Origin of the sequence: Aquimarina sp. AD1 (assembly GCF_003443695.1) — a bacterium.
Taxonomy (GTDB): domain Bacteria; phylum Bacteroidota; class Bacteroidia; order Flavobacteriales; family Flavobacteriaceae; genus Aquimarina; species Aquimarina latercula.
This window is the reverse complement of the sequence record NZ_CP031966.1, coordinates 5,060,407-5,072,863: the sequence shown is the minus strand read 5'-3', so window position 1 is coordinate 5,072,863 and position 12,457 is coordinate 5,060,407. Positions and strand designations below refer to the sequence as shown.

The following is a 12,457-nucleotide window of genomic DNA, read 5'->3' as shown; positions in this document are numbered from 1 at the left end:
AACATTCATGAAAACACTATATTATTATGTATTGACAATGGCCCTGATTATAAGTAGTAGCTGCTCAAATGATGATGAGCAGCTACCTTCCCAAGAGCTAGAAACAGAGAATAAAGCACCACTAAAAGCAACACTTTTAGGGCCAACAAATGATGAAGAGCTACAACAATTTTCAGGCATTACACTCTCTTGGAAAGGAGAAGATCCTGATGGAGATCCGTTGACTTATGAAATTCTATTAGATCAAGACCCAACGCAACTACAAACAATAGCAAGTGCTATTAATGAAGAAACGTACACTATTGACCACTTGATAGCGGGAGAAACCTATTACTGGAAAATACGCAGTACAGATACCAATGATCTTACTAGTCTTTCGGATTTAAGAAAATTTAGTATTTATGAAAAAGTTTGGGAAGGTAATCTGTCGATCTCCTCACAAGCGGATCTAGATAATTTCGAGAGTAATGGATATACTAGAATTGCCGGTAATTTTTTTGTAGGTCAAATAGAAAATCCTAGATCCAATCAATTAAAAACACTTCACAAAATAGACGGTGGTTTGTGGTTTTCTAGGAATAACTTTATTGATCTCGAAGGCTTAGAGAATTTAACAAGTGTTGGAGAGCTAGGGGTTATGCTCACTAGTAATAACTTTCTCGAAACTATAGAACATCTCAAAAATCTCAAAAAAGCAGGTAGTATCGTTATTGATGACAATCCGTCATTAATCTCCCTCGATGGACTTCAAAACATTACTGAATTAACAGGAAGGTTTTTTCTAGCTGATCTTCCATTAATAACAAACTTAGACGGATTTCCTGAAGCTATTAAAGAAATCCCAGGAAATCTTTATATATCAAAATTGCCTATGATTACCAATATAGATTCACTACAAAACATTGAAAAAATCACTGGAACTTTAAACATAAATTTTACAAGCCTTAACAATTTCAATGGATTAAGCAACCTTACAGAAATTGGTGAAGATCTAAGAGTTACTTATAATGATGATTTAACGACTGTTAATTTCCCAAATCTAGCAATCGTCAAAGAATATTTTAATATTGCGAACAATGAGAACCTTACTTCCCTGAATTTTGATGTGCTATCATCACATATAGGCACTATTGCAATCATTTCAAATCCCATGCTTTCGGAAATTACAGGGTTTAACAACTTAACGACCGTAACCGATTATTTAAGTATTCTAGGTAATGATTCACTCATTAAAATTGACGGTTTTAATAGCCTTAGTGAAGCTACAGAAAATTTAAACTTACAATTTCGAAACAATGATATTTTAGAAACAATAAGTGGATTTAACAGCCTAACAAATGTAGCTGAATTGACCATTTTCAATAACGATAATATGTCATCAATTATTTTAAATACTATAGAGACTGCAAATACTATTTCATTGAATAATAACGATAACCTAACAAACATTGGACTAGAAAATCTAAACAATGTCGCGACAAGCTTTGAGATTAACACCAATCCGATATTGACCAATTATTGTGGATTATCTAATTATGCTTCCCTTGCCGTACAAGAACAAAAGGAAATTGATATCCTAAACAACGGATATAACCCCACTACCGAAATGATAGCCAACGCAACACAATGTCAACAATAAACAAAAATGAAAAAATTTATATATATCATCATGATAATTTCTAGCAGTATATACGGGCAATTAACAGGTCGTGTAGAATACAAAGAAGAAGGTGTTACTTTTAATATCCCTACAAACTGGGTTGGGCAAGAAGTAGAACAAGTATTTATTATGGGATCCCAGCAAGAATCAGGTTTAATAGCACTTATAACACATCCTGCTAAAAATCTAAAAGAACTTCAAGATACTATGCACTTAGGGCTAAAAGAAGGAGGGGTTACCTTAAGTTTAAACAATAACCTCAAAAAATTATCGAATACAATGGTGGAAGGCATGTATGAAGGTGTCATAGATAATCAAAAAGTAAAAGGAAATGCCGTTGGATTACTAAATTCTTATGGAGAAGGTGTTGTTGTGTTTTCCTTAATAAACCCTGATTTATTTTCTAATCGAACACTACAAATTGGTAGAGAAGTAGCAAATAGCGTTAGTTTCTATGCTCCTCAACTATCTAATAACCCTTCTAATGGACTAAATGCAGCTCAAGTAACCAAAGATTTAGGAGGTAATAAATTAATTTATTCCGAAAGTTATTATTCCAATACTCCAGGAGGAGGAGGTTATGAACGAAGCAAAGAAATTAATCTATGTCCTAATGGTGCATTTACGTATTACGGTAGCAGCTATCTTAATTTTACAGATCCCAATTTTGATCCTTATAGAAAAAATGGCCAAAGTCACGGCACCTGGAAATTTATAGATCAAAACGGGAGCGTATATCTAAATTTAAATTACAGAAATGGTAGTAAAGAAAATCTTCTTGTGCGCTATAAAGACGACAAAACATTTCTTGATGGAGGCAGATATTATCTAGGTGATGTAACGTGTTATTAAGAGATTAAAAACATTTAACAAGATCAAATGCAACGTATTATTAAGATTTTAAGTCTTTTATGAAAAGATAATAACACATATATACCGTAATAAATTAAAAGTATAATCGCATTGATTATACTTTTTTTATTTAATAAAATATACAAGTATAAATTAACAAAATATTAATAAACAATCTATTTTTTCCCTTTGTCTTTAAAGTAATTCACAATATAATTTAAACAAGACAATATGAAAACAACACTTTTACTTTTTATTACAGCGATTACATTATCCAACATTTATGCCCAGGAAGATTCTTCATTTGGATTTAAAAAGGGAGATATTACCATCTCTGGAACTATGAGTTATTCTTATCAAAACTCTGATTCTTTCAGAAATGACATAGATGGTACTCCCTATCGATTCGAAACAAAAGGGCATAATTTTAGCATCATCCCTGAAATAGGTTACTTCGTATCATCGCATTTTATGACCGGTTTAAAATTTGGATATATTAGTTCTAAAACAGAAAGTTTTGATAATGACCTTTATGATTACACATCTAAAGGAAGAGGATATAGCACTAGTCTTTTCGGAAGATACTATTTCACTCCTCAAAAAAGAGTTTCATTATTTATAGAGTTAGAAGCCGGTTACACAAAAAACACAATAGATTCTGATAGAGTATTTCAGGTTAATGATCTAACATCGTATACTAATAAAGTTCAAAATTATAGTGTAACAGCAGCTCCTGGAATAAATGTATTTATCAACAAAGATCTTTCTTTAACTTCTAGAATTGGTCGTATCGGATATTCGAATATTAAAGACAATTTTAGTAACTCTAATGGAGATACGGGAACGAATAAAAGAGACAGTATTGATGCTAGTATTTCTTTAAATAACTTCTATTTTGGAGTACTCTATAGAATATAAGCTAGAAGCAATAATTCACAAAAAAACCGATACAACAAGTATCGGTTTTTATTATTTAAAAGACATTATGCCTGTTTTATCCTCCAAAGTCATCAAATCTGATATTCTCATCAGGAATACCAAAATCTTCTCCCATTTTCTGAACAGCTTTGTTCATTAATGGAGGCCCACAGAAATATAATTCAATATCTTCTGGAGATTCATGATGATTCAAATAATTATCGATTACACAATTATGTATGAATCCAACAAATCCATCTCCTTCGGCATCTATATCACTTTTCACCTTCCAGTTATCTTCTTCTAAAGGCTCAGAAAGTGCTAAGTAGAATTTAAAATTAGGGAAGTTTTTCTCTAAATCATAGAAATGATCTAAGTAGAATAACTCACGTTTAGAACGTCCACCATACCAATACGTAACTTTACGTCCTGTTTGTAATGTTCTAAATAAGTGATATAAATGAGAACGCATTGGTGCCATACCTGCACCACCACCTACATATAACATCTCAGCTTCGGACTCATTGATAAAAAATTCTCCATAAGGTCCAGAGATAGTTACTTTATCTCCTGGTTTTTGAGCAAAAATATATGAAGATGCCACACCAGGATTTACATCCATCCATCCATTTTTACTTCTATCCCAAGGTGGAGTAGCAATACGCACATTAAGCATAATCTCTCTTCCTTCTGCTGGGTAAGAAGCCATAGAATAAGCTCTTTCTACAGTTTCATTATTTTTCATTACTAATGGCCATAAACCAAACTTATCCCATTCTGCCTGAAACTTATCCGGTGTTTCATGTTCTTCTGGGTGTGCAGTAATATCAATATCAGAATATTTAATCTCGCATTGAGGAATTTCAATCTGAATATATCCACCAGCTTTATATCCCATATCTTCAGGAATCTCTACAACGAATTCCTTGATAAAAGATGCTACATTATAATTACGTACAACAGTAGCTTCCCATTTTTTAATTCCAAATACTTCTTCTGGAACCTCGATATTCATATCCTGTTTTACCTTCACCTGACAAGCTAAACGTGCTCCGTGTTGTAATTCCTTACGAGAAAAATGTGGCGTTTCTGTAGGCAATGCTTCTCCTCCACCTTCTAATACGTGGCACTCACATTGAATACAAGTTCCACCTCCACCACATGCAGATGGTAAAAATATTTTTTCATTTCCTAAAGTAGATAATAAAGTCCCTCCAGAAGCAACTTCAATCTCCTTTTCACCATTAATAGTAATTTTTACAGGTCCTGATGGTAATAATTTATCTTTTGCAAATAATAAAATCCCTACCAATACCAAAGTAAGTACCAAAAACGAAATAATGGTGATAGCGATTGTTCCAAGTGTTGACGCTAAAAATATCATATTATTTAAGTGTTGAAACGTTAGTGTTTTCTGCTACTTCTTTAGCAGCTTTCTCTTCTATCTGAACAGTTTCCTGTTTCTTTGATTCCTCTTCATCTCCTCCTGTAAGCATTCCTCCGAAACTCATAAATCCAATTGCCATAAGTCCAGTTAGAATAAAAGTGATTCCTAATCCTCTTAATGGAGCAGGAACATTAGAGTATCTAATCTTTTCTCTAATCGCAGCAATAGCAAGAATTGCTAAGAACCAACCAATTCCTGATCCAATTCCATATACCGCAGCATGAGAGATTGCTGGGAATTCTTTTTGTTGCATAAACAATGATCCACCAAGGATTGCACAGTTTACTGCTATTAATGGTAAGAATATACCTAATGAGTTATATAAAGACGGTGAAAACTTCTCAACAATAATTTCTACTAATTGTACCATCGTAGCAATCGTAGCAATAAAAAGGATAAATGTTAAGAAACTTAAATCATAATCTGCGTACTCAGGACCTAACCATATTAAAGCACCTTCTCTAAGTATATACTTATCTAATAAAAAGTTTAAAGGTACTGTAATTGCTAAAACGAATATAACTGCAGCTCCTAGACCCACAGCAGTAGATACCTTTTTAGATACCGCAAGGTAAGAACACATTCCTAAGAAGAATGCGAATACCATGTTATCTATAAAGATCGCTTTTAAAAATAATTCTAAATATTCCATTTTTTATAATTTTTAAATTGCCAGTGGTAGCTTCATACCACCAACAATTGTGAACTTTCTAGTGATCTTCGATTAGTGCTTTATTTCTACTTCTCTGAATCCAAATAATGATCCCTACAGTTATCAAAGCCATTGGGGCTAATACCATAAAACCGTTATTTTCATAACCAAAAGCATACAATCCAGTTTTCTCTATTGGATCTCCCAATACTTTAGCACCGAACAATGTTCCTGATCCTAATAGCTCTCTGAAAAATGCTACAATTATCAATAAAACTCCATATCCAGCCGCATTACCTATACCATCTAGAAAAGATTTCCATGGTCCATTTCCTAAAGCAAAAGCCTCAAAACGTCCCATAATAATACAGTTGGTAATAATCAGACCAATAAATACCGAAAGCTCCTTACTCAATGTATAAGCAAAAGCTTTTAATACTTGATCAACTACAATTACCAAAGCAGCTACTACTACTAACTGTACAATAATTCTAATTTTTGACGGGATAATATTTCTCATTAATGAGATCACAACATTACCAATACCAAGTACAAAGATTACCGAGATAGCCATTACTATTGAAGGCTTTAACTGGGCAGTAATTGCAAGTGCAGAACAAATACCTAATACCTGGATAGTAATAGGGTTATTATCCGCTAGAGGATCTGTTAATAATTTCTTGTTTTTCTTCGAAAACAATGGCTCTTTAGGCTCTTTTACTTTAACTTCAACTTTTTCTTCTGTTACTTCAGCCATTTGTTATTTTTTTAAAGTTTCGAAATAAGGTTGATACATCTTAATTCCTTTCTTCACCATTGCAGTTACACCATCTCCGGTAATTGTAGCTCCCGCCATAGCATCTACTGCATTATCATCTTTTCTTACGTTTTTAGGATCTCCATTACCTTTCTTTACTGTAATTCCTTTATAATTTCCAGAAGCATCTAAAATACTCTCTCCAATAAAGTCATCTCTAAAATAAGCTTCTTTGATATTAGCTCCTAAACCAGGAGTCTCTCCTTTATGATCAAAAAAGGCACCTTTCACAGTTTTAAATTGTTTATCTAAAGAAACATATCCCCAGATTGCATCCCAAAGACCATTTCCTCTCATAGGCACAACATAAAACTCCTGACCGTCTTTTTTACCAATAAACAATGGCATTTTTCGCTCATAATTTGGATCCTGCTTTACCTTATCATTCTCCTTCTTCACTTCTATGTTAAAAGCATCAGTTGTTTTCTTAGCAGAATTTCCAGTAATGATATATTGCTCATCTCCTACATATTTATCAAACAATTCTTGTGCTTTTTCTGCAGGTACAAATTCGTTAGGATCTTCCGTATCCGAAATCCCCATTGCGAATAATATATTCTGCTGCTTTTCTGTGATTTTATTAGCCGTTATATTTGGTTTAAGTACCGAAGATATACCTGCTAATATAGAACCTACCACAACTACCATTGCAACTGCAAAGATAATTGTATATGAATTTTTATCTGTATTAATCGCCATAACTAAGCAGTTTTTAATTTTAGACGTTTCATTCTTTTCTTAACATTTCCTTGAACCACGTAATGGTCAATTGTAGGTGCAAATACATTCATCAATAAAATTGCTAAAAACACACCTTCTGGATATGCTGGATTAAACACTCTAATTAATATTGAAATAAATCCAATCAAGAATCCGTAAATCCATTTTCCTTTATTGGTTTGAGAAGCTGTTACAGGATCTGTAGCCATAAAGACAATACCAAAAGCAATACCTCCTACTATTAAGTGTTTCCAGAACTCTAGATTCATTAATGCATAAAACTTACTAGATTCTGCTATCCAACCAGCATTGGTAACTCCATTAAAAATTAGTCCCATAACCAATGTTCCTAACACAGCACTCACCATAATTCTCCAGCTTCCAATTTTTGTAAAGATTAAGAAAGCAGCTCCTAACAATATCAATAATGCCGAAGTCTCTCCTACAGAACCAGGAATAAATCCAAAAAACGCATCCATAACAGAATATGTAGCATCTCCAGAACCTAAAATATTTTTTCCTTGTGCTAATCCTCCCAAAACAGTCTCTCCAGAGATCGCATCTAACTGAGCACCTCCAGCAATTTCATTTGCTCTATCAACTGCTCCATGCACCCATACTTTATCCCCAGACATCCAAGTTGGATATGCAAAGAACAAAAAGGCTCTTATAGTTAATGCTGGATTTAAAATATTCATACCAGTTCCTCCAAATACTTCTTTACCAATCACTACTCCAAAAATAACTGCTACAGCCAACATCCATAATGGGGTATCAACAGGAACAATTAATGGAACTAACATCCCGGTAACCAAATAGCCTTCTTCTACTTCGTGTCCTTTAATAACTGCAAATAAAAATTCTACAGCTAACCCTACTCCGTAAGAAACTACCACTAACGGTAACACTTTCCATAATCCGATTATCAAATTATCAAGTGACCAAAATGCAGCACTAAAAAAACCATTAGCAGCCGCTTCTATTTCACCCAACGCTAAATAATGCTGATAACCTGCGTTAAACATACCAAAAATTAAACATGGTACTAACGACATGATTACAGTGTTCATGGTACGTTTTAAATCATCTGCTGCACGAACATGAGATCCAGAATGCGTAATCTCATTTGGCAGATATAAAAAAGTATGGAGTGCATTAAATGCGGGCGCCATCTTTTTATCTTTATACTTAAGTTTTAAGTTATGTAATTTACTCTTTAAACCCATGACCTTATCCTATTTCTTTTAACATTAAATCTAGTCCTTCTCTAATGATCTGCTGATGTGGTTGCTTAGAAACACATATAAACTCAGTCAATGCAAAATCCTCCGGAGCTACTTCATACATTCCTAATTGTTCCATAGCATCTAGATCGTTAACCGCACAAGCTTTTAAGATCTGCAATGGATAAATATCTAAAGGAAAAACAGTTTCATAATTACCGGTAACCACAAAGGCTCTATGTTCACCGTTTGTATTGGTATTTAAATCATATTTTTTATTCGGAAATAACCAGGAAAAAGTCAACGCTCTAGACGGAGATATCTTATTAAAAATCGGTTTATTCCACCCAAACAACTCATAATCATCACCTTCTGGAATCACAGTAATCATATCATGATAAAATCCTAAATGACCATCAGGCTTTACATTATCACCTGTAAGAACATTTCCGCTTATAACCCTAATATTATTATCTTTCACACCAGAATCATAAATAACAGAAGAAACTTCTGCACCGATTTTAGTTTTAAAATATTTTGGATTTTTTATTGAAGATCCAGCCAACGCAATGATACGTTCAGCGTTAAACTTACCAGTTAATAACAATTCACCAATAACAACAAGATCTTGTGGATTGACTACCCATACAACTTCTCCTTTATTTATCGGATCTACTTTTGCTATTTGCACTCCCACATTTCCAGCAGGATGAGGGCCACTTACATTGTGTAAGGTAATATTATCCAACCCGTTAAAAGGTGAATTATCCTTTTTCCCCACAGACACGTGAACATCTCCTTCTGTTAACTTACTTAACGCAGTTACTGCTGCTTGAAGCTCTTTATCTTTACCTGCTAATACGTGAGCTAGATCAGCTGCTAAAGGAGCTGTTGCATACGCAGATATAAAAATTGCTTTGGGAGCAACATCAGGATTAGCTATAACGTCATATGGACGTTGTTTGATAAAAGGCCAACAACCTGAAGACAGCAAGTGAGATTTGATCTCATCTCCACTCATTGACTTTACATCCTTTGTTCCAAAGTCTGTAAATTGTTGCTCTTTATCTGCTAAAATTTTAAATGCTAATATTTTTCGTTTAGCACCGCGAACAATTTCCACAACCTCCCCGCTTACTGGCGAAGGAAAAAGCATATTTTCATTAGATTTAGAGTGGAATAAGGGTTCGCCGGCTTTAACTTCTGTACCCTGTTTGGCAATAACTTTTGGCACAATACCGTGAAAATCGTCAGGCTTAATTGCGTAAACATTACTTTTGGTAGCTTCTGCAGTAACTTTCTCTGCTTCGCCAACAAGCTTAATGTCCAAGCCCTTTCTGATACGAATGTCTTTTGACATATTTGTAGTCTATGTTAATTAACTAAAAAAATCGTGCAAATTTAATAATTAAAACACGTAAGTGAAAGCTAGCACTCTTATAAGATTTTATTTATAATGTTTCTAAATAACAAGTTTTAGGCTTTAAAATCATCAACTCATTTTTAGGCATACATTTTGTTTATCTTTACACAGCTAACAATTCATTTAATGTCACAAAATCTTAAACAATTCTTACTAATTCTAGGAATATTTAGTAGTTCTTCATTTTTTATTACAGCTCAGCAAGTTACAAATGAAGTAAACCCTCCTGATCACATCAAAACCATTCAGCTATTTGGTAGCGAAGAATTTTCTGGAACACCTATTCTAAAACTCGGAGAACCTCTTCATATTAGATTTGATGATATCAATGGTGATGAAGTAGATTACTACTACAAAATCACTCACTATAATTTTGACTGGACTCCTTCTGTTTTATACAAAAACGAATACTTAAATGGCTTTGACGATATTAGAATCGTAAACTACGAGAATTCTTTTAACACCCTACAGATGTATAGCAACTACACTTTGAGAATCCCAAACGAAGACACAAAAGGATTAAAAGTAAGCGGTAACTATATGATAGAAATTTATGACGAGGATGATGAAATCGTATTTTCCCGGAAATTTATAGTATACGAAAGTGTAACAAGTATAAAAGTATACACAAAGAGATCAAGAAACTTAAAATATATTGACACCAGACAATCAGTACAGTTCGAAATAAGCTCTCCTAATGAGATTCTAAAAAACCCAAAACGAAATTTAAAAACATTAGTTATTCAAAACAATGATTTAAAAAATGCTATTACGGATCTCGTACCACAATTTACAATTGCGAACAGTTTAGTATATAAATACGATGTAGAATCAAGTTTTTGGGGTGGCAATGAATATCTTTTCTTTGACAGCAAAGAAGTAAGATCTCCAACTGCCAACATAAGAAGTATCGATCTTCAGAAAATATACCACAATTATTTATATACAGATATTGTTAGAGCCAATAGAATATACACCTACTACCCGGACATTAATGGTAGTTTTGTAGTAAGAAATTTGAGAGCCGAAAATAACAACACTGAAGCTGATTATGTCTGGATGCATTTTTCTCTAGAATGCTACGAACCACTTAATGGAGGAGAAATTCATCTATATGGAAATTTCAACAACTACGTTATAGACGACTCTACAAGATTGACTTATGATAAAGAAAATGGTATTTACTTCGGGAAAAAATTATTTAAACAAGGATTTAATAATTACAAATATGTCTTAGTAAATCCAGACGGCACTATTGATCCTGGATTTATCAGCGGAAACTTTGATGAAACCGAGAACGAATATATGATCATCCCTTATTATCGAGCACCAGGAGCAAGATATGACAGAGCAATTGGCAAAGGTATTGGCAATTCTAGAAATATAACAAACTAAGAAATTTAAAACCTACATTTCACCCTTGATCACAAGAAGTGTTTGAATTATTATTAATTACAAACACTAAATTAACAATACACTCTGATTATAAGTTGCTTCATTTAACTACCACCAACTTTTTTCGACATTAAACACGATAACAATACTTCTTTTCGCTATACTACTGTTACTAGTATTACCCGCATTAACTAATACCGATTTTATTCTATTTTAAAGACATTCAGAATTTTTATGTTTTGTAACGAAATACTGTTATTTTAGTCCCATTACGCAAACCATGAACTATACATGAAAGAAAAGGGGAGATTTCTTAAAAAATATAGAGGAAACGAGTGTTTAAACTGCCACGTACCTCTAGATGTTATTGATCGATATTGTCATAACTGTGGTCAAATAAACACTACCAAAAAACTATCGTTTAAGGATTTCTTTAATGAGTTTTTTGCGAGTATATTTTCATATGACTCCAGATTAAGACACACTGTAGTTGGCTTGTTATTTCGACCAGGAATGATTTCTAAAGATTATATCGAAGGAAGAAGAATAAAATATGCCAACCCTTTTAGATTTTACCTTAGCGTATCAATACTATTTTTTATTATAAGTGGTTTATTTATTGATTTTGACACCATAATTACTAAAAACAATGATCAAGACAACCAAGCATTAGCGGTAAATTTATCTAATCAAGATCAACAAAAAAGCACAACAACCAATGACTCCATATTAAAATCTGACAATAAAGACGATAATGATTATGTATATTTTAGTGAGAAACAGCTAGACACTATGGATATGTTTACTGCTTTAAACAAACGTTGGAAAACATATAAATCACATTATAAAAAAACCGAGCAATTATCTGCAAGTATTGCTTTAGACAGTTTAAAGCACTCTAAAAATGGATATACCAAATACTTATACAAAAGAAGTATACGAACAAAAAATCTAAACGAAAACCCGATGGAACTTCTTAAGTTTGTCTTTAACAAACTACCCTTCATCATCTTTTTCTTTCTTCCTTTTTTTGCGTTAACAATATGGATTATATACATAAGAAGACCTTTTAACTACATGGAGCATCTTGTATTCATTTTTCATACTCAAACCATGTTTTTCATCCTTATGGGAATTGCTATTTTAATTGATCAAATCACCAAAAGTGAAGTTGCATCTAGCATTGCGATGTTCATTTTTCTATTTTACCTATATAAGGCGATGCGTAATTTTTACCAACAAAAAAGAGCTAAAACTATTGTTAAATTTCTGTTAGTGAACGTATTATTTTTTATCTTAGCAAGTATAGGATCTTTAATTACGATCATTGGATCAATGTTTATTTTTTAA

Annotated in this window: 11 protein-coding genes; 5 read left to right on the top strand and 6 right to left on the bottom strand. The window is 33.0% G+C overall.

Annotated features, from left to right (window positions below; translation table 11 throughout):
* Positions 1–7: 7 nt before the first annotated feature.
* From D1815_RS21855 to D1815_RS21845, 3 genes are all read left to right on the top strand, one after another.
* Complete coding sequence (locus D1815_RS21855; protein WP_118389425.1) at positions 8–1,639, top strand: hypothetical protein; 1,632 nt, start codon at positions 8–10, stop codon at positions 1,637–1,639.
* Positions 1,640–1,645: 6 nt separating this feature from the next.
* Positions 1,646–2,512: a hypothetical protein gene (locus D1815_RS21850; RefSeq protein WP_147404022.1), complete on the top strand. Its 867-nt coding sequence runs from the start codon at positions 1,646–1,648 to the stop codon at positions 2,510–2,512.
* A 231-nt stretch (positions 2,513–2,743) separates the two neighbouring features.
* Complete coding sequence (locus D1815_RS21845; RefSeq protein WP_118389421.1) at positions 2,744–3,430, top strand: outer membrane beta-barrel protein; 687 nt, start codon at positions 2,744–2,746, stop codon at positions 3,428–3,430.
* A 76-nt stretch (positions 3,431–3,506) separates the two neighbouring features.
* Here the strand turns inward: D1815_RS21845 and nqrF are convergent, their stop codons facing one another.
* Genes nqrF through D1815_RS21815 form a run of 6 tightly spaced genes read right to left on the bottom strand, consistent with a single transcriptional unit; the run spans position 3,507 to position 9,649 of the window.
* Positions 3,507–4,814 (bottom strand): NADH:ubiquinone reductase (Na(+)-transporting) subunit F, encoded by a 1,308-nt coding sequence (gene nqrF, locus D1815_RS21840; RefSeq protein WP_027395709.1) that lies wholly within the window; start codon positions 4,812–4,814, stop codon positions 3,507–3,509.
* A gap of 1 nt (position 4,815) precedes the next feature.
* Positions 4,816–5,529: an NADH:ubiquinone reductase (Na(+)-transporting) subunit E gene (nqrE, locus tag D1815_RS21835; protein ID WP_027395710.1), complete on the bottom strand. Its 714-nt coding sequence runs from the start codon at positions 5,527–5,529 to the stop codon at positions 4,816–4,818.
* Positions 5,530–5,587: 58 nt separating this feature from the next.
* On the bottom strand, positions 5,588–6,286 hold the full coding sequence (locus tag D1815_RS21830; RefSeq protein ID WP_051336378.1) for an NADH:ubiquinone reductase (Na(+)-transporting) subunit D: 699 nt from the start codon (positions 6,284–6,286) through the stop codon (positions 5,588–5,590).
* Positions 6,287–6,289: 3 nt separating this feature from the next.
* Entirely contained in the window at positions 6,290–7,045 is a 756-nt protein-coding gene (locus D1815_RS21825) for a Na(+)-translocating NADH-quinone reductase subunit C (protein WP_027395712.1), read from the bottom strand.
* Between the two features lie 2 nt (positions 7,046–7,047).
* On the bottom strand, positions 7,048–8,292 hold the full coding sequence (locus tag D1815_RS21820) for an NADH:ubiquinone reductase (Na(+)-transporting) subunit B (protein WP_027395713.1): 1,245 nt from the start codon (positions 8,290–8,292) through the stop codon (positions 7,048–7,050).
* Positions 8,293–8,296: 4 nt separating this feature from the next.
* A complete protein-coding gene (locus tag D1815_RS21815) occupies positions 8,297–9,649 on the bottom strand; it encodes a Na(+)-translocating NADH-quinone reductase subunit A (protein ID WP_027395714.1) in 1,353 nt (450 codons plus the stop codon).
* A gap of 189 nt (positions 9,650–9,838) precedes the next feature.
* Here D1815_RS21815 and D1815_RS21810 point away from each other — a divergent pair, with 189 nt between their 5' ends.
* Positions 9,839–11,107, top strand: a complete 1,269-nt coding sequence (locus tag D1815_RS21810) for a DUF5103 domain-containing protein (RefSeq protein WP_118389419.1) — start codon at positions 9,839–9,841, stop codon at positions 11,105–11,107.
* 291 nt (positions 11,108–11,398) lie between these two features.
* A complete protein-coding gene (locus D1815_RS21805; RefSeq protein WP_118389417.1) occupies positions 11,399–12,457 on the top strand; it encodes a DUF3667 domain-containing protein in 1,059 nt (352 codons plus the stop codon).

Excerpts from the sequence above, each read along its gene's own strand:
- D1815_RS21855 (WP_118389425.1), top strand. The coding sequence starts at position 8 with ATGAAAACACTATATTATTATGTATTGACAATGGCCCTGATTATAAGT.
- D1815_RS21850 (WP_147404022.1), top strand. The coding sequence starts at position 1,646 with ATGAAAAAATTTATATATATCATCATGATAATTTCTAGCAGTATATAC.
- D1815_RS21845 (WP_118389421.1), top strand. The coding sequence starts at position 2,744 with ATGAAAACAACACTTTTACTTTTTATTACAGCGATTACATTATCCAAC.
- nqrF (WP_027395709.1), bottom strand. The coding sequence starts at position 4,814 with ATGATATTTTTAGCGTCAACACTTGGAACAATCGCTATCACCATTATT.
- nqrE (WP_027395710.1), bottom strand. The coding sequence starts at position 5,529 with ATGGAATATTTAGAATTATTTTTAAAAGCGATCTTTATAGATAACATG.
- D1815_RS21830 (WP_051336378.1), bottom strand. The coding sequence starts at position 6,286 with ATGGCTGAAGTAACAGAAGAAAAAGTTGAAGTTAAAGTAAAAGAGCCT.
- D1815_RS21825 (WP_027395712.1), bottom strand. The coding sequence starts at position 7,045 with ATGGCGATTAATACAGATAAAAATTCATATACAATTATCTTTGCAGTT.
- D1815_RS21820 (WP_027395713.1), bottom strand. The coding sequence starts at position 8,292 with ATGGGTTTAAAGAGTAAATTACATAACTTAAAACTTAAGTATAAAGAT.
- D1815_RS21815 (WP_027395714.1), bottom strand. The coding sequence starts at position 9,649 with ATGTCAAAAGACATTCGTATCAGAAAGGGCTTGGACATTAAGCTTGTT.
- D1815_RS21810 (WP_118389419.1), top strand. The coding sequence starts at position 9,839 with ATGTCACAAAATCTTAAACAATTCTTACTAATTCTAGGAATATTTAGT.
- D1815_RS21805 (WP_118389417.1), top strand. The coding sequence starts at position 11,399 with ATGAAAGAAAAGGGGAGATTTCTTAAAAAATATAGAGGAAACGAGTGT.